This is a genomic window from Acinetobacter modestus (assembly GCF_014636095.1).
GTDB classification, from domain to species: domain Bacteria; phylum Pseudomonadota; class Gammaproteobacteria; order Pseudomonadales; family Moraxellaceae; genus Acinetobacter; species Acinetobacter modestus.
In genome coordinates, this window is record NZ_BMDV01000004.1 from 175,235 (window position 1) to 196,013 (window position 20,779).

Sequence of the window (20,779 nt, forward strand, 5' to 3'; positions counted from 1 at the left end):
AGATTTGGCACTGTCGACTCACGGACAAGTGTACAAATCAGAATCACTTGTCCGAATGCTCTATTTAACCTAGCATTCGCTAGGTTTTTTTATGCCTATTCGGACGAAAAATTAAAATACCTGAGATAAGAAAATGGGCATACAAAAAATACTTAATGCTAATGCTGAATATGGTGTTCCAGTAAAAATATTCACCAATGATATTGATAGCGAAAGCATTGAACAACTAAAAAAAATGGCACAACTGCAATTTGTGTATTCGCATATCGCCGTGATGCCTGATGTACATGTCGGTAAAGGTGCGACCGTAGGTAGCGTCATTCCAACAAAACACGCGATTATTCCCGCTGCTGTTGGTGTCGACATCGGTTGTGGCATGAATGCTATTCGACTCAATCTCAAAGCATCACAGTTGCCAGATAATCTCGCACCTTTACGCCATGCAATTGAACGTAAAGTCCCTGTAGGCTTTGAGTTACACAAACAAATCAAGGCGAAAGCCTCAAGCATTATTCCACTGGAAAAACGCTTGCAGCCGATCATTAAAAAGCACCCTGGCTTAGTTCGGATGCTCAGAAAGTTTGATGCGACATGGCAAAAACAACTCGGTACCTTAGGCGGTGGCAATCACTTTATCGAACTCTGTTTAGATGAAAATCAAGACATTTGGGTGATGCTACATTCTGGTAGCCGTGGTTTAGGTAATGTGATTGGAACTTATTTTATCGAGCTAGCAAAGAAAGAAGCTCAACATCGATTTGGGCATGTCCCAGATAAGGACTTGAGTTATTTTGCAGAAGGCTCAAATAGTTTTAATGACTATGTTGAAGCGGTGGAATGGGCACAGGAATATGCTTTTGAGAATAGACGTGAAATGATGCGTCTCATTTTAGAAGCAATTCGACCACTACTCCCATCCTTTCAATTGACTAAAGAAGCGATTAACTGCCACCACAATTATGTCAGCCAAGAAAATCACTTTGGTGAAGATCTCCTGATTACTCGAAAAGGTGCAATTCGTGCTGGTCAAAATGAATTAGGCATTATTCCTGGTTCAATGGGGGCTCGCTCCTATATTGTGAAGGGCAAAGCTAACCCTGAATCATTCTGCTCATGTTCGCATGGTGCAGGAAGAAAAATGAGCCGTAGTAAAGCCAAATTACTTTTTGGTCAAGAGGATTTGATTCAGCAGACCCAAGGTATTGAATGTCGTAAAGACAGTGGTGTAATTGACGAAATACCAAGTGCATATAAAGATATTGATCAAGTCATGGCAAACCAATCAGATTTAATCGAAATCGTGCACACCCTTAAACAAGTTCTATGTATAAAAGGTTAAATAGATGAAACTTAAAGCAATACCTAAAATCAAAGTTCGTAATCCTGTTGCGCTCTCCCCTTTACTACAAAAAGGAGGAATCCACGAAACAGAAAAACCTAGAGCTCAGCACCGTCGAGAAAGACAAAATACCAAACAACAGCTTAGAAAAGAAGTTTGGTAACTTCTAGAAAATATTAATTAAACACATCAGTCAAATTATTTTGCAGGAGTAATCAAAATGTTTATATATTCAAATCACTTGTATACAAACCCATATAAAAAAGCGACTCATCAGAGTCGCTTTTTTATTCAGTTCAAAAACTCAAATTATTGAGCTTGTTGACCTGGTTGTACTAAAACAGTACGGCTACCAGTGATCGCAGCAAATACGCGACGGTTCATAGCACGACCTTCTTTAGTTTTGTTGTCAGCAATCGGTTGATCCCAAGCAAAACCTTGAGTAGTCAAGCGAGATTCGTTAACGTTATATTCGTTAACAAGCGCTGATTTAACAGAGTTAGCACGAGCTAAAGATAAACGTTCGTTTAACTTACGTGGACCAGTGTTATCAGTGTGACCTTCAATACGTGCAGTCGCATTCGGGTATTCAGCTAATTTCTCAGCTACTTTCGCGATTTCAGACTTGTATTGTGGTTTGATATCAGACTTGTTCGTATCAAAGAATACGCGAAGTTCCATGTTAAGATCTTCAGTCAACTCTTGTGGTTGTGGAGCAACTGGAGTTGGTTCAACTGGAGCAACTTCTACTACTGGAGCAGCTGGTTTCAAGTGACCACCAAGAACTACGTTTAAACCAGCAAGTGCTGTATAGTTCCAGAAGTTTTCATCGATATTATAAGTACCGCGAGCTTCTGTACGTAGAGATAAAGCATCATTTAAGCGCCAGAAAGCACCAAAACCGGCATTACCTAAAGTACCTTCTTCTTTCAAACCACGATCAGTACGACCTAAGTCAGCAGCAGTTGCATCAGTAAACGTATATTTATAATGGCCAGCACCCAACAATACATAAGGTTTGATTTTGCTGTCATAATTTTTAGTGATTAAATCAGAAGTAACATAGAAGTTACCGTTGATTTGCTGTTGTTTGTACTCAGAGTTAGGAGCAAGGCTATCAACATCACCTTTAACTTGGTTATATTCTGCTTCGAAACCTAACCACGGGGTTAACTCAACACCTAATGCAGCGCCAACGAATAAATCGTCTTGTAACTCAGCACTACTCGTTAAATTTTCAGCACTGTTGTTATGCTTAGTATCTTGAAACGTGTAACCAAGCAATAATGGAGTTACTGTTACACCCGCATTAGCAGCAGCTAAAGGAGCAGCAACAAGCATAGCAAGTGCAATACGACTCAATTTCATGGATATCCTCCAGAGATAACAATTGTTTGTTGTTCAAGCTTAGCCTATGATTTTTGGCCCTGCGAACATAAAAATGTTTACAGTATTATTTTTAAGCTATTCACTTCACTTTGAATCATACAAACACTTGATGATTTTTCCAAGTGCTTGATAACTTTAACCTCGTAAATTATTGACAAAATTTCTTACAATTTCCGTTGTAGTTCAGTAAATTTTCAATTCAACTTTAAAGTTCGAATAGCTTATTGTTCGCTTTCTTCAATTTTAGCAGTATTTGCTTCATGAAGTAATGGCTAGTTTTTCTAATACTAAACTTAATTTAATAAATACAGTAATTACTTAACACTTTGTTAATAAAAAAATTACAAAATGATCAAAAGGTAAAAAAATGTTAAAAGTTAAAGGATTCGCGCTCAGTGAATTAATGGTCTCGCTTGCTATTTGTGCGATTCTTGTATGCCTTAGTTTACCCTTTTTGAATCAATTATTGATTTCAAATGAAGTAAATCAAATAAAAAGAACACTCACAATTTACATACAAAAATCCAAATCTGACGCACAGATTCATCATAAAAATGTGACTTTGTGCGCAAGTAAAGATTTAATTAGTTGTGATTCTGATTGGAACAGTGGGCTAATCGGATTTCTTGATTTAAATGCTAATCGGCAACGTGATTCAAATGATCCTTTATTGTATTCCGAAGCATTTAAATATAAGTATGGACGATTAGATTGGAGAGGTACATTAAGAATAAATTCACTTACTTTCCAAGGTGATACAGGGCTACCAAGAGGCTCAAATGGAAGCTTCTTTTATTGTATGAATGATTCTAATCATCATACCCAACTCATTCTCAGCAATATGGGACAAATACGTAGTAAGGAAATCACCACGTGTTAAAAACTCTTCAGTCTAGCTTAAACGACGTAAAATACTTTATTCGCATGCTTTTTTTAATATACTGCATAGGTTTTGAACATTCTCTGCAAATTATAAGTCTGGAGACACATAATGACTGACATCGTAATTGTCAACGGCGCTCGTACAGCAATGGGCGGCTTCCAAGGCGCATTATCAAGCGCAACTGCACCCGAATTAGGTGCAATCACCATTAAAGAAGCAATTGCTCGTTCGGGATTACAGCCTACTGATGTAGAAGAAGTAATCATGGGCTGTGTGTTACCAGCAGGTTTAAAACAAGGTCCAGCTCGTCAAGCTATGCGTAAAGCAGGTTTGCCTGATTCAACTGGTGCAGTAACCATTAACAAACTTTGTGGTTCTGGCATGAAAGCTGTGATGCAAGCTACAGATATGATCAAAGCTGGTAGTGCTGAAATCGTGGTTGCGGGTGGTATGGAATCAATGACCAATGCTCCTTACGTTTTACCTAAGGCACGTGCAGGTTATCGCATGGGTCATGGTGAAATTAAGGATCATATGTTCCTTGATGGTTTAGAAGATGCAGAAACTGGTCGTTTAATGGGATCATTTGCACAAGATATGGCAAATAAACGCAGCTATACGCGTGAACAAATGGATGATTTCGCTATACGTTCTCTACAACGTGCGCAGAAAGCAATTACTGAAGGTTATTTCAAAGATGAAATCGTTCCAGTAACAGTGTCTAGCCGTAAAGGTGATGTTGTTGTTGATCAAGATGAACAGCCATTAAATGCAAAAATTGACAAAATCCCAAGTTTGAAACCTGCATTTGCAAAAGACGGTACGATTACTGCTGCCAACGCAAGTTCGATTTCTGATGGTGCTTCTGCTTTAGTATTAACATCAAGTGAAGTCGCTACTCAACGTGGCTTACAACCTCTAGCGAAAATTGTTGCAACCGCATCAAATTCTCAACATCCTTCTGAATTTACGATTGCTCCTGTAGGGGCAATTGAAAAAGTTTTGAAAAAAGCTGGTTGGGATGCACAAGACGTTGATCTTTGGGAAATCAATGAAGCTTTTGCAATGGTTACAATGTGCCCAATTGATGACTTCAAATTAGATGCAGAAAAAGTGAACATCAATGGTGGTGCTTGTGCACTTGGTCATCCTGTTGGCTCTACGGGTTCACGTATCATTCTTACATTAATTCATGCACTTAAACGCACTGGTGGTAAAAAAGGTATTGCGGCGCTTTGTATTGGTGGTGGTGAAGCAACAGCAGTTGCAATCGAATTGATCTAAGCATTAATTCGATTAACTAAAAATCCTGCCAAGTGCAGGATTTTTTATTTTCATAATTACAAAAAATAATGCACCTGTTATTAAAATCCCGATAAGTTATGCACTGTATAAAAAAACAACAAGGAGTTCCCTCATGCAGCTCAACCATTACCTAAATTTTAAAGGACAAGCTGAACAAGCATTTATTTTTTACCAATCTGTTTTTGGCGGTGAATTCGCAATGATCAGTCGCTATGGTGATATGCCACCTACAGAAGGGGTTATGTTATCAGAAGCAGATAAATGCTTAATTCTGCATGTTTCCTTACCTATTAATGAGTATACCGTGCTCATGGGTTCAGACGTTAATGATCAGTTCTGCTCTCCGAATAGTGTTTTCACCCAAGGCAACAATCATTATATTTCAATCAATATTGAACACGATGAAATGGAGGCACGACGTTTATTCAACCAGCTTTCTGTACGTGGTCATATTGAAATGCAATTAGAAAAAACCTTTTGGGGCGCACTGTATGGTGCTTTCACTGATCAGTTCGGAATCAAGTGGATGGTCAATTGTCAGCTTGAAGAATAAGATCATTTTGCTGATGCAATATAAAGCCTATATTGCATCAGCCATATTATTCACTTAAAGATTTCCGAGTATTTTCTTGACACCAACATCTTCAAAAATTTCAGAATATTGCTTCATAAAAACTGGTAATTGCTGTTTCATTTAGTCTTTCTGAATCACTGTCCATCGCGGCGGATGGATTTCATAACTTAGAAACTGTAGACGGCATCGTAAATGATAATAAAAATCCTGCCGATCTTTTTCAGTCTGTATATATTCTTGTTGAGTAACAAACCAATATAGCTGATCCCATAAACTATAGCCTTGTGTTAAGTCGAGTCTCTGCAGTAATGACAGATTATCTTTAACTAAAGATAAGTACTGTTTGAGTTCGTCCAAAGTTGGTTGAGTATCACTATATACTTTTGCTTTAATAAAGTTGTGTGGTAATAACTTCTGTTGGGTTAATGCAAAATAATCTAAATACTGGTGAAATTGAATAAACTTTTGCTTTAACGCAAACAAAACCAAAGCATTCGCAATCGTTTTAATTTCAATTTTTTCAATGATCTCAAAAAACTGTGCTTGCTCCCCTTTAAATAAAACCGATTGATATGCTCGAATTTTCACCTGCTGTGGACTGAGCAACTCGATCGGATACTGATTAAAATAATTTTTAAAATTAAAATTCTGCTGTCTTAATGCAAAATAAGCATAATCCATCACGGATAAAAAACGACTATGCCATAGTTCAATAATATCATCAGTATTTAAAATTTTTCTTTGATATAAAACATCAAATAAATAATATTGCACATCTCTAAATTGACTATTTTTTAACTCAAATAATAATTTCTGGTCTGATTCATTTTGAGTAATATGATCTAACCAAAATTTACGCACGATTTGATCTTTCGCAATTTTAGATAATTCAAGTAATTGCTCCTGCTTAATCCATTGATATTTTAAAATATAATTCAATAGTATTCGAGGTAATTGACCTTGTTCAAAAATAACAGTGCGCTGCAAATAATCTGTATTTTCCGCGATGGTATTCAATAATAAATTTTCAATTTCAGGGACAGTGCGTACACGTTGTTGTACTGCGGCAATCTGTAAAAAATGCGCTATACACAATTGAGCAAATTCAGGACGCTGACTCCAACGTTGAATATGCTGTGCTGCCAACTCTCGATTGATTTCCACATAATCACTTAAACGAAATAATAAGGCAGGAAACAGTTCTTGTTCGTAGCAATCCTTTAAATGTTCTAATGTCCGTTGTCGCGCATAACCATCATAATATCTCAATGACTGTAGTAACTCATCCAAACTCTTTTTAATAAATGGAATATCTACGATTTCTGGTTCAGGCTGAGGAATATTCGATATATGTGTTTGCTCAAATGCTTGGCGTTCTGCCAATATTTCGGTTGTATTTATATATGGCTCAGATGAAAAAAATATCTTTTTTAAAAATTTAAACATGTTCTTTCTAAATAAATGCTTTAATTTTTTATAACAAATTTAAAAATAGCTGTCACTTTATATTCCTTCTTAAACATCAATATTAGAATACTGAGCAATAATCATCAAACCTATCGTAATAAATCCAATCCCAACCCACCCTGCTACATCAATATGCTGTCCTAAAAAAACTTTTGCTAAAGCGGCTGTCGCAATAACACCTAGCCCAGACCAAAGCACATATAAAATCCCAGCCTGCATATACTTCAATGCGATCGCAGCACAAGTAAAAGAAACAAGATACAGAACCAAAGCGATTCCTTGGTCAAACTTATTGACTAAACCATTTGCTTTGGCAGAAAAAAAAGTTGAGAGCACATCAGTTGCGATGGCGAAAAGCAACCAAATCACTCCAGGATTTATTTTTGCAATAAAGGTCAGCATTGTTATTCTTCAATCTATAAATTTTAAATAATACGCAATAAAAAAGCTGAACCTGAGTTCAGCTTTTTTACTTAAACGAGTCTAAGCACCTGTTTGGTAACTCGCTTGTGGCACAGCAGTTGAAGCTTGATATGGATTGGTGAAATCTTGAAGTCCAGCAGCGGCTTCATGAATATCCTTACCTTCTTTAACCACAAAGCTATCAAAGCCAGAACGTTTTAAATAGTTTAAAACATCTTTAAAGATATCACCGACAGCACGTAACTCGCCTTGGTAACCTTGACGACGTAATAATGCTGCAAATGAATAACCACGTCCATCATTGAAACCAGCGAACTCAATGAAGATCGCATCTAATTCATTTAATGGAAATTGATGAGTTTCAGGTGAATCATTAACAGTAATGTATAACGCTTTTTTAGCTTGTACATTTACCAATTGATCTAACTGAGCAGTTGTTACAACCACATCGCCTTGTGGAATTACGCCATCTTCAGCAATCACTTGATAAGTATTATCAGCAATCGTGCCATCTTTGAACAGCACTTGTAGCGATGTATTAAGCATAAGCACGCTCCTTAAATGGTTGGATGCCAACACGGCGATACGTATCAATAAAACGCTCACCTTCAGTACGTAGATCAAGGTAAGTATTTAGGATTTCTTCAATGACATCAGGTACTGCATCAGCAGCAAAAGATGGTCCTAAGATATCACCAATAGATGCATCATGATTAGCGTTACCACCTAGCGTGATTTGATAAAATTCTGCACCTTTTTTATCTACACCAAGGATACCAATGTTACCCACATGGTGATGACCACAAGCATTCATACAGCCTGAGATATTTAAATCAAGTTCACCAAGATTATAGATCGTATCTAAATCATCAAAACGACGGCTAATCGCTTCTGAAATTGGAATTGATTTCGCATTTGCCAATGAACAGAAATCACCACCCGGACAGCAAATAATATCGGTAATAAAACCAATATGCGCACGTGCCATATTGTTCTGTTCTAAGGTTTGCCACAATTCAAATAAATCTTTTTGTGGTACATCCACAAGTGAAATATTTTGTTCATGTGTGGTACGGAACTCACCAAAAGTGTACTTATCCGCTAAGTCTGCGATTAAGTTCATTTCTTCAGTGGTGACATCACCAGGAGCTACCCCTGCACGTTTCAAAGAAATCGTCACAATACGATAGCCTTTGACTTTATGTGCATTGGTATTGACGTTGAACCATTGTTTGAATTTTGGATATTCAGCAAATAAAGCTGTAAAATCTTGATCTTCTAAATCTTGATAGTCAAATGGAGTGAATTCTTCATCTAATTTTTTCAAGATCTCAGGCTGAATCTTCAACGCTTCACGTGTGTGTTCAAATTCGGCTTCAACTTTTTCGGCAAATACCTGTGGTGTTAATGCTTTCACCAAAATCTTAATACGTGCTTTGTATTTGTTATCACGACGACCATGCAAGTTATACACACGTAAGGTCGCTTCTAAATAAGCAATCAAATCTTCACGTGGTAAGAACTCACGGATTATACTACCAATAATTGGAGTACGACCTAGACCACCACCCGCCATGATTTTATAACCGATTTCGCCTGCTTCATTGCGAACGATATAAACACCAATATCATGGAAAGCTGTTGCAGCACGATCTGTTTCTTCTAAAGCAGAAACTGCAATCTTGAACTTACGTGGCAAGAACGCAAACTCAGGATGGAAAGTACTCCACTGACGGATTAATTCACACGTTGGACGTGGATCTGCAATCTCACCAGCAACCACGCCTGCAAACTGATCAGTCGTGGTATTACGAATACAGTTACCTGAGGTTTGTACTGCATGCATTTGTACTGTAGCTAACTCAGCAAGAATATCAGGTACATTTTCTAAAGCAGGCCAGTTCAACTGAATATTTTGACGAGTTGAAACATGGGCATAACCACGATCATATTCAGTCGCAATTTCAGCAATTTTTCTGAGTTGTTTAGTATTCATCAAGCCATACGGCACAGCGATACGGAGCATAGGTGCATAACGTTGCACGTACAGACCATTTTGCAAACGTAATGGACGATATTCGTCTTCTGTTAATTTTCCTGCTAAATAGCGTTCTGTTTGATCACGAAACTGAGCAACACGTTGGTTAATCAGTTGTTGATCGAAATCCGTATATAAATACATGGCGTATGGCTAGTCATTCATTATAAAGGCGACTAGCATAGCGAGCTTTTATTCATCAACAAAATGCTTTTTTTGCATATTTAATAACGATTTTATTGATAAGCCTATCTAATTACCACAAATAGAAAAAGCTCAGACGAATCTGAGCTTTTACAATCATTTTCTAAATGAAATTAGTTCTTATCTGGCAATGCATAAGCTACGAGATAATCACCCATTTTTGTTCCAAATGAGCCATGTCCGCCGGCCATAATCACCACATATTGTTTGCCATTCGCTTCATATGTCATTGGTGTTGCTTGTCCGCCCGCAGGTAAACGTGCTTCCCATAACTTGTCACCATTCGATACATTAAAGGCACGTAGATAATTATCCTGTGTTGCACCGACAAACATCAAATTCCCTGCGGTCGAAATCGAACCACCTAAACCCGGTACTCCAATTTTAACTGGCGGTAATTGGAACAATTGCGGCAAGCTGTCACGAATGGTACCAATACGTTTTTTCCAGACCACATCATGTGTTTTTAAGTCAACGCCAGCAACATAGCCCCAACCCGGTTGCTTACATGGTAATCCGAATGGTGAAAGAAACGGACTAATCTCTACCCCATATGGCGTGCCATACATTGGCTGCATCCCTTGTTCAGTTCCTGCGCCTTTTGCAGTTTGAGGACGATTAGGATCAGCTGGAACCAATCGACTGACAAATGGTAAGCCAATCGGATTTGTCACCGCAACTTGGCGATCAGCATTTACAGACATCCCTCCCCACTCAAACACGCCCAAATTACCTGGAAAAACTAAAGTTCCATTTTCTGAAGGCGGCGTATAGATACCATCGTAGTTCAAACGTTTGAATTTTACTCGACAGATTAACTGATCAAACATGGTAGCGCCCCACATGTCTTTATCAGTTAATTTATCTTTTGGTGCTAAGTTAAAATCAGAAAATGGTTGTGTTGCTGAATAATGTTCGCCTTTAGTTTGTGGTCCCCACTTCACAGTTTGTGGTACTGGTTTTTCAGTGACTGGAACTACGGGTTGCCCAGTGCGACGGTCTAAAACAAAAGCATTCCCCGTTTTAGTTAACACATAAATTGCAGGAACCGTTTGACCTGATTTAACTTTGATATCCGCTAAAGATGGCTGTGATGGTACATCCATATCCCATAAGTCATGATGTGTGGTTTGAAAATGCCAGACTAACTTACCCGTTGTCGCATTGATCGCCAACATCGAGTTGGCATAACGCTCTTTTAACTCAGTTCGATCACCGCCCCAGATATCTGGTGTACCTACACCTGTTGGCACATAGACAATATCCAATTTTGCATCATAGGCAAGAGGCGCCCATGCATTTGGTGAGTTATTTACAAATGTGGTTTCTTGACCCGGCATTGCATTTGGATCGGCTGCGCCCGTATCAAATACCCATAACAATTTCCCTGTATTCACATCATAACCACGGATGACACCAGAGGGTTCTTTATTAGAATAATTATCCGTGACTGAACCTGCAATGACCACAGTCGTACCAGAAACTACACCAGGTGAAGTTGGGTTATAGCCACCCGGATACGCATACGGCATGAACTCTTGTAAGTTCACCTCACCATTTTGACCAAAGTCAGAACATGCTTTACCCGTATCTGCATTAACAGCGACTAAACGACCATCATTGACAGGAACAAACACTTTACGTGGACATTCACTAGAGTCTGATTTTTTGCTTTGTAGGCTACTTGCAAATTCACTGGTATTAGCGGCATCGTAGTACATTACACCACGACAGGTTAAGTGCTGAAAGGTTTTATCAGTTTTGAGTTTAGGATCAAAACGCCATTTCTCTTTACCTGTTGCAGGGTCAATCGCAATCAAATGCTGATGGGGTGTACACATAAACATATTGTTGCCAATTTTGATTGGTGTGACCTGATTTGTGGTTTCACCCGAATCATTCCCTGTCTTGAAGTCACCTGTACGAAATGTCCAAGCGACTTTAAGATCTTTGACATTTTTATCATTAATCTGGGTTAGTGGAGAATAGCGTTCACCACCCTGAGTACGACCATAGGCAGGCCAATCTTCTGGTGCAACACCAGTAACAGCTTTGGCTTGTGCAGGTTGCGGCGTTTGAATTACACCGTTAATTTCTTGGGGATCATTAAAAATTGAATACACCATCACCACAATCGCAATAGCTAGTGTCGATGACAAAGCAACTTTGCTCGATGTCAGATTATAAATACCACGTGTAACTGCCGGAATCAGCAATAATAATCCCAAAATACCAAGAATATCGAGACGAGGTGCGAGGGCCCAAAAATCGGTTCCGACTTCCCAAACACCCCAAATCACACTCCCTAACATCAATGCGGCATAAACCCATAAAGGTCCTGATGCACGTTTATGCAGTTGCACCGCTACGACTAGCAGAAGAACACCAGCAACTACATAATAAATTGACCCTCCGATGACCGCGAGCCAAATACCACCAATAAGCAAGTACAAAGCAGTAATTATAAAAATAATTACCGTTAATGTCCTAAGCCCTGATTTTGAAGAAGATTGAGTCATACGATCACCTTACCTCTTTTATATTTTTAGAATCATTGAGAAGATGATCAATCTCCCCAACAGTCAGTTACATAACAAAACTGAAACTTAGAAAATCGTTTGGAATTTAATACCGCCAACCCAAGTCTTATCACCATCTTTCAATGCACCAACGTGGTGTACATATTGAATATTTGGTCGAATAGTCAACCAATTTGTTGCATGAATGCCGTAATACAATTCCGTATTGTATTCTTCATCTAATAAATGATTATTTTCATCATTGGCATGAATACGTGCTAACCCCAAAGCAAGTTCATCTTGTGGTCGTTGTTGTAATAATCCCTTATAGATCAAACCAATATTTTGCATATCTTTGATCGCATTATTTTTTGAATCATGTACTGTGATATTTATAAAACCACTCAACCCTCGATCTGAGTCAATATCTTGACGAATAAGCTGTTGCTTCGCTGTAAACCAGCCACCTTGTTTATGTGAGCTTTTTGTAGGATTACTTATCTCAACTGCATCGGCTGTACTGTAGTAATATCCAAAGCGGTATTCACCAGAAAGGGATTGCTGACTTAGTCTTGGTGACCAAACAAGTTCTAATGGAATGATTGCACCACGTGAGCCATCTGTACTTAAATTAAAGCCCTTACCACGTTTAAGATTCTCTGGGTTATATTCATATACCCCGATTTGAGCATAGAAGTCTGGTTGTAAATTATATTTGATACGTAATGCCCACTGACTCACAGGCCAGTTATACCATTGATCCCCGACCCAATTACCCACTTGAGAACCACATAAAGCTAGATTTTGAAAATCACAGGCGAAGCTATTGAAATCTTCACCTTCACCAAAACGACCGACTTTAATATCTAAGGTTTGATCTAAAAATTTCTTTTTGATCCATAGATCGGTTAAACGCCAAGTTTGACCACGTCCCCAAACTTCTTGCACAGAACTTTGGTGACCTTGTAAGCCTTCAGCAGTTTGAGATAAGGACTGACCATCACGATAAGTTACCGTAATCTGCGCCTCAGTATCTTGCCAACCTAAAATTTTATTTAAGTCGAAATGACTACCCAAAGCCAATTGTCCAGTAAATTCACTGCCATGACTTGAATGTTGTTTTGAGTCTAAAATACCTGCAAACTCACCAGTGTAATCTGCAGAAAAATTGTATCCTTGCTGTTCTAACGCAGAGCGTTGACCGTTCCAATCACCAAGCAGCCATTGACCATTCGGATCAAAAGCAGAAGCTGCCTGAGTCTGTTGAATAAATAAACTTAATGATAGAACGGATAAACAAGAAACAATCCGTGAATGAGAGATTGTCATGTTTGTGTAACCTTTTATATTCTTATTTATAAAAGGTTACTCTGATTTTTCTGATAACAATTTATTTAAAATGTTAAAGATCTGTACAACATCTTAACAATACAGTGATGAATCTCACATATTGTCTACCACTTTCCCTCACCTAAACCTTGACCAATAAAGGCATATTTAATTTGTGAACGAGAGAATTTAATTGGACATGCCAATTGTGCTTCTGTTTGCTCAGAATTCTCTGACAATGGTACATCCACAACCCAGCCACGTTGTTCAGCAATTGGTGAAACCAATGCTTCATCAAGACTGAGAACAGGTTCGACACAAATATCTAAGTGGTGAAAAAGCTGTTGCCATTCCGCAAAATTTTGGCTCTTAAACTTTTCTTGCAATGCTTGTTTGACTGCTTGGCGGTCTTCAGGGTCAAATGAAGCACCTTTTGCCATTAAGATTGGCAATTCCAAAGCTGCTGATAAACCCGCCATAAATTGTGGTTCTAAACTTCCGACAGAGAAATAACGCCCATCTTTGGTTTCATAATAATCATAAAAACTCGCACCATTTAACATTCCTTGTTCTGGTGCTTGTGGCGTCTGACCTGCCAAGCTCGCTGAAGCAGCCATGCTATTTAAACTCGCCACACAATCCGTCATGGAAATATCGATATATTGACCAAGACCACTGCGGTGACGTTCAACCACTGCGGCAAGAATACCAATCACTGCATGCAGAGAACCACCTGCCACATCAGCAATTTGAATTCCAAGCGGTGGTGGCCCACTATCCTGACGGCCACTGTGACCTGAAACACCCGCTAATGAGAGATAGTTAATATCATGCCCAGCACGATCTTTATAACTTCCTGTTTGACCATATCCCGTAATCGAGCAATAGATTAAACGCGGATTAATCTCAGCTAAGGTCTCATAGTCCAAACCTAAACGGCGCATCACATCGGGACGGAACTGTTCCAAGACAATATCAAATTCAGAAATTTTAGTTTTGATCAGTTCAATATTGCTTGAATCTTTTAAATCAAGCGCAATCGACTGTTTATTTCGATTCAGATAACTGTGTGCTGTGGCTTGTCCATTGGCATAGGGTGGCATAATCCTTACTAAGTCTGGACGAGTTGGAGATTCCACATGGATCACTTCTGCACCCATATCCGCAAGATACATACTTGCAAATGGACCAGGCAATAAAGTAGAAAAATCTAGAACTTTCAATCCTTTTAAAGCAGATGGCATAATAATTTTTACTCGATTTGTTCAAATTTTCTTTTATACTAGGTTCGGATAAACACAAAAACAATGTCATGTTCAGCCATTTACCTTGATAGTTTCGGCAATTTAACATGTACAGAATGAGCAATTATTTTTCTTGTCAATTGCCCAATTTGATATTTTAGACGGTTATTTAGGTCAATTATCGTGAACAGTAAAGAAACTGAAGGATTCAATATGAGCCGTGATACGATCAGCATCCACTTCGTGAATGCGGCTTTAACAGGTGTTAAACGCCTAGGCATGGACGTTGAAACATTACTTTCACATGTCGGAATTGAGGCAGAACTGCTGCGTCAACCCAAAGCTCGAATCTCCCCTGAGCAATATACTCGCTTTGTCAAAATGTTATGGATGGTCACTCAAGATGAACACGTAGGTTTTGATGTACAGCCTCGTCGTTTAGGTACATTTGCCATTATGTGCCAATTGATTATCCATTCTAAGACTCTAGGACAGGCACTCGAACTCTCATCTCAATTCTATAAACTGTTTGGAGATGAATGGTCGGTAAGCTTGGAACGTGACAAGCATGAAGCGCGTTTAGTTCCACATATTCCTAAGGCCTTAGACCCTGATCATTTCATTACTGAAAGTATGCTGATGATTTGGCATGGACTTGCATCATGGTTAATCGAACGCCGACTACCTTTGGAACGTGTTCATTTTGGCTATGAGCGCCCTAACCACGCCGATGAATATGATGCGCTATTTTTTGCACCAGTGATGCAATTCGATGCACCGCGTACAGAAATCACTTTTGCTGCTGATTATCTGGATTTACCAATACGCCAAGATGACAAAACCTTAGAAGAGTTTTTGAAAGCGGCACCTGCGCAATTATTGGTGAAATTTAAAAATACCAACTCATTAACTTCACGTATCCGAGATGTATTGAAGAGCCAAATTGGTGAAGAAATGCCAACCTTGAATGATGTTGCATCAATGTTGTATTTATCACCTCAAACATTGCGTCGTCGTTTGGCTGCGGAAGGTAAAAGCTATCAAGGTGTCAAAGATGCCTTACGTCGTGATGCTGCAATCCATTTATTATTAACACCAAATCTTACCCTTGAAGACGTAGCTCAACAGGTCGGCTTCAGCGAAACCAGCACCTTCCATCGTGCCTTTAAGAAATGGACAGGTGTTACTCCTGGTTTATATCGTCAATTGCACGGACATCATTCATAAATCATATTTCCAAGTTAGTCTGACCATGCTCAGGCTATCTTGGAAATTTCAATCACTCAATTTAATCTAAACATCTATTATTATTAGCGATCTCGTGCGGCTTGAATAAGTTTCACAGCATTGTCCCCCGTCACCTGCCAAGTGAGGCAACGTACACTACCACCCATTGGACAAACACTCTCAGCATTGATTCGAATGACTTTCTTAAAAGTATTTTGCTTGATGATTGTTAATGCCTTTTGGTCATGTGCCATATTAAAGGTTGGCACATAAATATTGTTATGCGTGACTGTGGCATTGAGATTCACGCCACATGCCGATTCAAAGCCATCCCACTCACCTTTTGGATTGGTTTTATATTCAACAGGAACTTCGACAATTTTCGCAGTTGGAAATGAAGCTTTCAACTCATTCATTACGGTTGTTCTAAATGATGGTGTTTTTGAATAGTCATTCACAAGCAAGGTATTTTGATCTACCCAACTGACCATGCCATCTGAATGTGCCAATACTTCTTCATCAGGCTCTAAGATAGCAACCTCTCTCGCTCCCAATGTATTTTTTAATTTCTGTTTGGCTTCACTATAACTCAGCTCATTATCTTGCATAAAACGTGTGGTGGTAATCACTCGACCCGCATAATCATCAACAAAGTTCCCCCCATCAAGCATCAAATCAGCTTTGGCTCTTTGAATTTGATAACGATCAGCAAACTGACTAAAACTTTTTTGTACTTCTTTACTTTGCTTTTGGGTCATAGATGCCCATGTATAGGTAAATTGCACGGGCTGCATTGGATTAACGGTAGTAAAATCACGCATCCAGATATCATGGACATCACCCACCAGTAAAATGTCTTCTGGCACTTTGCCAATGAAATACGGTTTGGTGTCTTTATCAACCAGAATCACCACATTATCATTGCCCAAAATGGACTTGGCGTAATCGATCTGGAAATCGACAATCCGTTGAAAAGCAGATTTGTAATACGGATCATGCACTGAAGGTGCAGACAGTACCAACAACATTTTGTCATCAGCAACTTGATTAGAATACGTTTGACTCATCTTGTTTTTATCCTCCTTTGCTGTTCTGTTTTCAACATCCCGCCCAGATGAATCACATCCCAAAAGTGACAAGATCAATGCCGCCACTACATAGTAAGGCTTTAGTTTTATCATGTATGTTCGCCTATTATTCTATCCATCATTTTGCTTTAGTCTAATTCAAGACACGGTAAGACATATACAACGACACCAAAATTAACGATTGAATTAACGAGTTTTCCCATTGGCGAAAAACATCAAACTTGCCAATGTTTATCATCATTGCACTGGCACTTAAATTGAGTACACTCGAAGCACAATGATTTTTAATTTAAGGCAATACAAGGAACAGCTATGAGCGAGGCCTATATTATTGATGCCATTCGCACACCACGCGGAAAAGGAAAAAAAGACGGCTCATTACATGAAGTAAAACCAATTACTTTACTCACAACATTATTGAATGAATTACAACAACGCCATCAACTCGATACGTCTAAAGTCGATGATATCGTTCTCGGTTGTGTGACACCAATTGGTGATCAAGGTGGGGATATTGCCAAAACTGCTGCGATTGCTGCAGGTTGGAATGATGATGTTGCAGGCGTCCAAATCAACCGCTTCTGTGCTTCTGGTTTAGAAGCAGTAAACTTGGCAGCACAAAAAGTTCGTTCAGGTTGGGAAGATGTTGTAGTTGCGGGTGGCGTAGAATCTATGTCACGTATCCCGATGGGTTCAGATGGTGGACCATGGGCACTTGATCCTGAAACCAACTTAAAATCGTCTTTTGTGCCACAAGGTGTTGGTGCAGACTTGATTGCAACTTTAGATGGTTATAGCCGTGCAGATGTAGATGCTTTTGCAGTTGGTTCACAACAAAAGGCCGCTGCTGCTCAAGCAAATGGTTATTTCGATAAATCCGTGGTGCCTGTGAAAGATCATGCAGGTGTAACAATCTTAGAAAAAGATGAATTTATCAAAGGAAATACCACTATTGAAGGTTTAGCAAAACTGAATGCTAGCTTTGAAATGATGGGTCAAATGGGCTTCGATGCTGTTGCTTTACAGAAGTATCCTGAAGCGCAAAAAATTAATCACGTTCATCATGCAGGTAACTCATCAGGTATCGTCGATGGTGCTGCGGTGGTGTTATTGGCTTCTGAAAAAGCAGTCAAAGAGCAAGGTTTAAAACCTCGTGCCAAGGTACTTGCAACTGCATTAGTGGGTGCAGATCCAACCATTATGTTGACTGGCCCTGCCCCTGCTGCACGTAAAGCATTAGAAAAAGCAGGCTTGAGCATCGAGGACATCGATCTCTTTGAAGTCAACGAAGCTTTTGCAGCTGTGGTGATGCGTTTTATGACAGAACTGAAAGTTCCTGTTGAGAAAGTCAACGTCAATGGTGGTGCAATTGCGATGGGACATCCATTGGGTGCAACAGGTGCCATGATTTTAGGAACACTATTGGATGAATTAGAGCGTCAAGGTAAAAAACGCGGTCTAGCAACATTATGTGTCGGTGGTGGTATGGGTATCGCTACCATTATCGAGTTGGTGTAAGGAGAGCAACATGAGCGCTATTAAATACGAAAAAAACGCTGACAATATTGTAATTCTTACACTGGATTCATCGGGTCAATCTGCAAATACCATGAATGCAGAGTTCCGTGATGCTTTAGATGAAGTCAGTCAAAAGCTGAAAGCTGAAACTGATCTGAAAGGTATTATTTTCCGTTCAGCTAAGAAAACCTTCTTTGCTGGCGGTGACTTAGATGAACTGATTCAAGTACAACCAGAACATGCGACTGAATTTTTCAAAATGATTGAAAAACTCAAAGGTGACTTACGCACAATTGAAACTTTAGGTGTACCTGTCGTTGCCGCTTTAAACGGTACAGCGCTTGGTGGTGGTTGGGAAATCGCTTTAGGTTGTCATTATCGTATTGCCCTCAATGATCCAAAAACTAAATTTGGTTTACCTGAAGTGACTTTGGGCTTACTGCCAGGCGGTGGCGGTATCGTGCGTATGGTGCGTTTGCTAGGCTTACAAAATGCGTTTCCTTTCTTGATGGAAGGTAAGCAATTTGGAGTTGATAAAGCAAAATCTCTCGGCTTAGTACATGACACGGCTGAGAATGAACAAGAGCTGTTAGACAAAGCAATTGCATGGGTCAAAGCTAATCCAAAATCACAGCAACCATATGATGTGAAAGGCTACAAGATTCCAGGTGGCGATCCTAAAACGCCTGCGGTTGCGCAAGTGCTTGCAATTGCTCCTGCTATGCTACGTGACAAAACAAAAGGTTGTTACCCTGCGCCTGAAGCGATCATGGCTGCGGCAGTTGAAGGTGCTCAAGTTGATGTAGATACCGCGCTTCGTATTGAATCACGTTACTTTACACAACTAACTGTCGGTCAAGTGTCGAAGAACATGATCGGTACATTCTGGCATGGTCTAAATGCAATTAAATCAGGTGCAAGCCGCCCTGCTGATGTTGCAAAATGGCAAGCGAAGAAAGTCGGTGTTTTAGGTGCAGGTATGATGGGTGCAGGTATTGCCTACTCAACCGCAATCAAAGGCATTCCTGTAGTACTCAAAGATGTGTCTGTAGAAAATGCAGAGAAAGGTAAAGCTTACTCGCAAAAGCTACTTGATAAACGTGTTTCACAGGGTCGTATGGCAGCCGAAAAACGAGATCAAGTGTTAGCACTTATTACGGCTACTGCTGATGCAGCTGATTTACAAGGCTGTGATTTAATTATTGAAGCAGTATTTGAGAATCAAGAACTCAAAGCCAAGGTGACTCAAGAAGCTGAACAATATTTAGCTGAAGGTGGAATATTTGCATCGAATACGTCTACCCTGCCAATCACAGGTCTAGCCACAGCAAGTAAAGATGCCAAAAACTTTATTGGCTTACATTTCTTTAGCCCTGTAGACAAAATGCAATTGGTAGAAATCATCAAAGGCAAAGAAACTTCTGCTGAAACATTGGCGAAGGCTTATGACTTTGTACAACAAATTGCGAAAACACCAATCGTGGTGAATGACAGCCGTGGTTTCTTCACTAGTCGTGTCTTTGGTACATTCATTCAGGAAGGTATGCGTCTTCTTGCTGAAGGCGTGCACCCAGCGAAAATCGAAATGGCAGCACTCAAAGCAGGTATGCCTGTGGGGCCTCTTGCAATTCAGGATGAAGTTTCTTTGACTCTGACTGAGCATGTTGCAAGCGAAACACGCAAAGCTCTACAAGCTGAAGGTAAAGACTTACCGAAAACTCCTGTAGATGAAGTGGTTCACACCATGATTCACGAGCTGAATCGTAAAGGTAAAGCAGCGGGTGCAGGCTTCTATGAATATCCAGAAAATGGCAAAAAACATTTGTGGGATGGGCTCAGCCGTTGGACAAAAGCCAATGATATTTCTGAACAAGATATGATTGATCGTTTCTTGTTTGTTCAAGCACTCGATACTTTACGCTGCTATGAGGAAGGCGTTCTGGAATCAGTCATTGATGCTAATGTCGGCTCGATTTTTGGAATCGGTTTCGCACCGTGGACAGGTGGAGCGATTCAGTTCCTCAATCAAAACGGCGTTAAGCAATCTCTACAGCGTTCAGAAGAATTAGCTGCTAAATACGGAGAACGCTTTATAGCACCCGCATTACTTAGAAAACATGCTGAATCAGGTGAAATATTTAAATAGTATGACGCTTTTACACTAAGCTGTTTATATGCCCTCCCTCTTTGATCAAAGGGGGAGGAATATTTATTTTAGACCTTTAAAAATTA

Annotated in this window: 17 protein-coding genes; 8 read left to right on the forward strand and 9 right to left on the reverse strand. The window is 39.5% G+C overall.

Features of this window, described 5'->3' with window-relative positions:
* The first annotated feature begins 133 nt into the window (after positions 1–133).
* Positions 134–1,339 (forward strand): RtcB family protein, encoded by a 1,206-nt coding sequence (locus tag IEV17_RS11010; RefSeq protein ID WP_004664693.1) that lies wholly within the window; start codon positions 134–136, stop codon positions 1,337–1,339.
* 4 nt (positions 1,340–1,343) lie between these two features.
* Positions 1,344–1,502 carry a hypothetical protein gene (locus tag IEV17_RS11015; RefSeq protein ID WP_004664694.1) on the forward strand — a complete coding sequence of 53 codons (159 nt, stop codon included), beginning with the start codon at positions 1,344–1,346 and terminating at the stop codon, positions 1,500–1,502.
* Between the two features lie 146 nt (positions 1,503–1,648).
* Here the strand turns inward: IEV17_RS11015 and omp38 are convergent, their stop codons facing one another.
* A complete protein-coding gene (gene omp38, locus IEV17_RS11020; RefSeq protein ID WP_004664695.1) occupies positions 1,649–2,707 on the reverse strand; it encodes an outer membrane protein Omp38 in 1,059 nt (352 codons plus the stop codon).
* Between the two features lie 388 nt (positions 2,708–3,095).
* Between omp38 and IEV17_RS11025 the strand changes: the two genes are divergently transcribed.
* The 3 genes from IEV17_RS11025 to IEV17_RS11035 all read left to right on the forward strand — a co-directional run bounded on the left by IEV17_RS11025 (position 3,096) and on the right by IEV17_RS11035 (position 5,469).
* Entirely contained in the window at positions 3,096–3,608 is a 513-nt protein-coding gene (locus IEV17_RS11025; RefSeq protein ID WP_004664697.1) for a GspH/FimT family pseudopilin, read from the forward strand.
* Between the two features lie 111 nt (positions 3,609–3,719).
* The gene (locus IEV17_RS11030; protein WP_004664699.1) at positions 3,720–4,895 is read left to right on the forward strand and encodes a thiolase family protein; all 1,176 of its coding nucleotides are present in this window, start codon (positions 3,720–3,722) and stop codon (positions 4,893–4,895) included.
* 133 nt (positions 4,896–5,028) lie between these two features.
* Positions 5,029–5,469, forward strand: a complete 441-nt coding sequence (locus IEV17_RS11035) for a VOC family protein (protein ID WP_004664704.1) — start codon at positions 5,029–5,031, stop codon at positions 5,467–5,469.
* A 141-nt stretch (positions 5,470–5,610) separates the two neighbouring features.
* Here IEV17_RS11035 and IEV17_RS11040 read toward each other — a convergent pair whose 3' ends face one another.
* The 7 genes from IEV17_RS11040 to IEV17_RS11070 form a co-directional block, all read right to left on the reverse strand.
* Entirely contained in the window at positions 5,611–6,936 is a 1,326-nt protein-coding gene (locus IEV17_RS11040; RefSeq protein ID WP_004664710.1) for a hypothetical protein, read from the reverse strand.
* Positions 6,937–7,005: 69 nt separating this feature from the next.
* Positions 7,006–7,359 carry a DMT family transporter gene (locus tag IEV17_RS11045; protein WP_004664712.1) on the reverse strand — a complete coding sequence of 118 codons (354 nt, stop codon included), beginning with the start codon at positions 7,357–7,359 and terminating at the stop codon, positions 7,006–7,008.
* Between the two features lie 81 nt (positions 7,360–7,440).
* Entirely contained in the window at positions 7,441–7,926 is a 486-nt protein-coding gene (locus tag IEV17_RS11050; RefSeq protein ID WP_004664714.1) for a DUF934 domain-containing protein, read from the reverse strand.
* Positions 7,919–9,562: a nitrite/sulfite reductase gene (locus IEV17_RS11055; protein WP_004664717.1), complete on the reverse strand. Its 1,644-nt coding sequence runs from the start codon at positions 9,560–9,562 to the stop codon at positions 7,919–7,921. The genes IEV17_RS11050 and IEV17_RS11055 overlap by 8 nt, the downstream gene beginning before the upstream one ends.
* A gap of 173 nt (positions 9,563–9,735) precedes the next feature.
* The gene (locus IEV17_RS11060) at positions 9,736–12,141 is read right to left on the reverse strand and encodes a glucose/quinate/shikimate family membrane-bound PQQ-dependent dehydrogenase (protein ID WP_004664718.1); all 2,406 of its coding nucleotides are present in this window, start codon (positions 12,139–12,141) and stop codon (positions 9,736–9,738) included.
* Between the two features lie 87 nt (positions 12,142–12,228).
* Positions 12,229–13,449, reverse strand: coding sequence for a carbohydrate porin (locus IEV17_RS11065; RefSeq protein ID WP_171062477.1), 1,221 nt, complete (start codon positions 13,447–13,449; stop codon positions 12,229–12,231).
* A gap of 146 nt (positions 13,450–13,595) precedes the next feature.
* Positions 13,596–14,714, reverse strand: coding sequence for a CaiB/BaiF CoA transferase family protein (locus IEV17_RS11070; RefSeq protein ID WP_004664721.1), 1,119 nt, complete (start codon positions 14,712–14,714; stop codon positions 13,596–13,598).
* Between the two features lie 213 nt (positions 14,715–14,927).
* Here IEV17_RS11070 and IEV17_RS11075 point away from each other — a divergent pair, with 213 nt between their 5' ends.
* On the forward strand, positions 14,928–15,941 hold the full coding sequence (locus IEV17_RS11075) for an AraC family transcriptional regulator (RefSeq protein WP_004664725.1): 1,014 nt from the start codon (positions 14,928–14,930) through the stop codon (positions 15,939–15,941).
* Positions 15,942–16,024: 83 nt separating this feature from the next.
* On the opposite strand, the gene IEV17_RS11080 is transcribed toward IEV17_RS11075, so the two are convergent.
* Positions 16,025–17,122 carry an agmatine deiminase family protein gene (locus tag IEV17_RS11080; RefSeq protein WP_004664729.1) on the reverse strand — a complete coding sequence of 366 codons (1,098 nt, stop codon included), beginning with the start codon at positions 17,120–17,122 and terminating at the stop codon, positions 16,025–16,027.
* A gap of 219 nt (positions 17,123–17,341) precedes the next feature.
* Here IEV17_RS11080 and IEV17_RS11085 point away from each other — a divergent pair, with 219 nt between their 5' ends.
* Positions 17,342–18,547: an acetyl-CoA C-acetyltransferase gene (locus IEV17_RS11085; RefSeq protein WP_004664730.1), complete on the forward strand. Its 1,206-nt coding sequence runs from the start codon at positions 17,342–17,344 to the stop codon at positions 18,545–18,547.
* A gap of 10 nt (positions 18,548–18,557) precedes the next feature.
* Complete coding sequence (locus tag IEV17_RS11090; protein ID WP_004664732.1) at positions 18,558–20,693, forward strand: 3-hydroxyacyl-CoA dehydrogenase NAD-binding domain-containing protein; 2,136 nt, start codon at positions 18,558–18,560, stop codon at positions 20,691–20,693.
* The last annotated feature ends 86 nt before the right edge of the window (positions 20,694–20,779 follow it).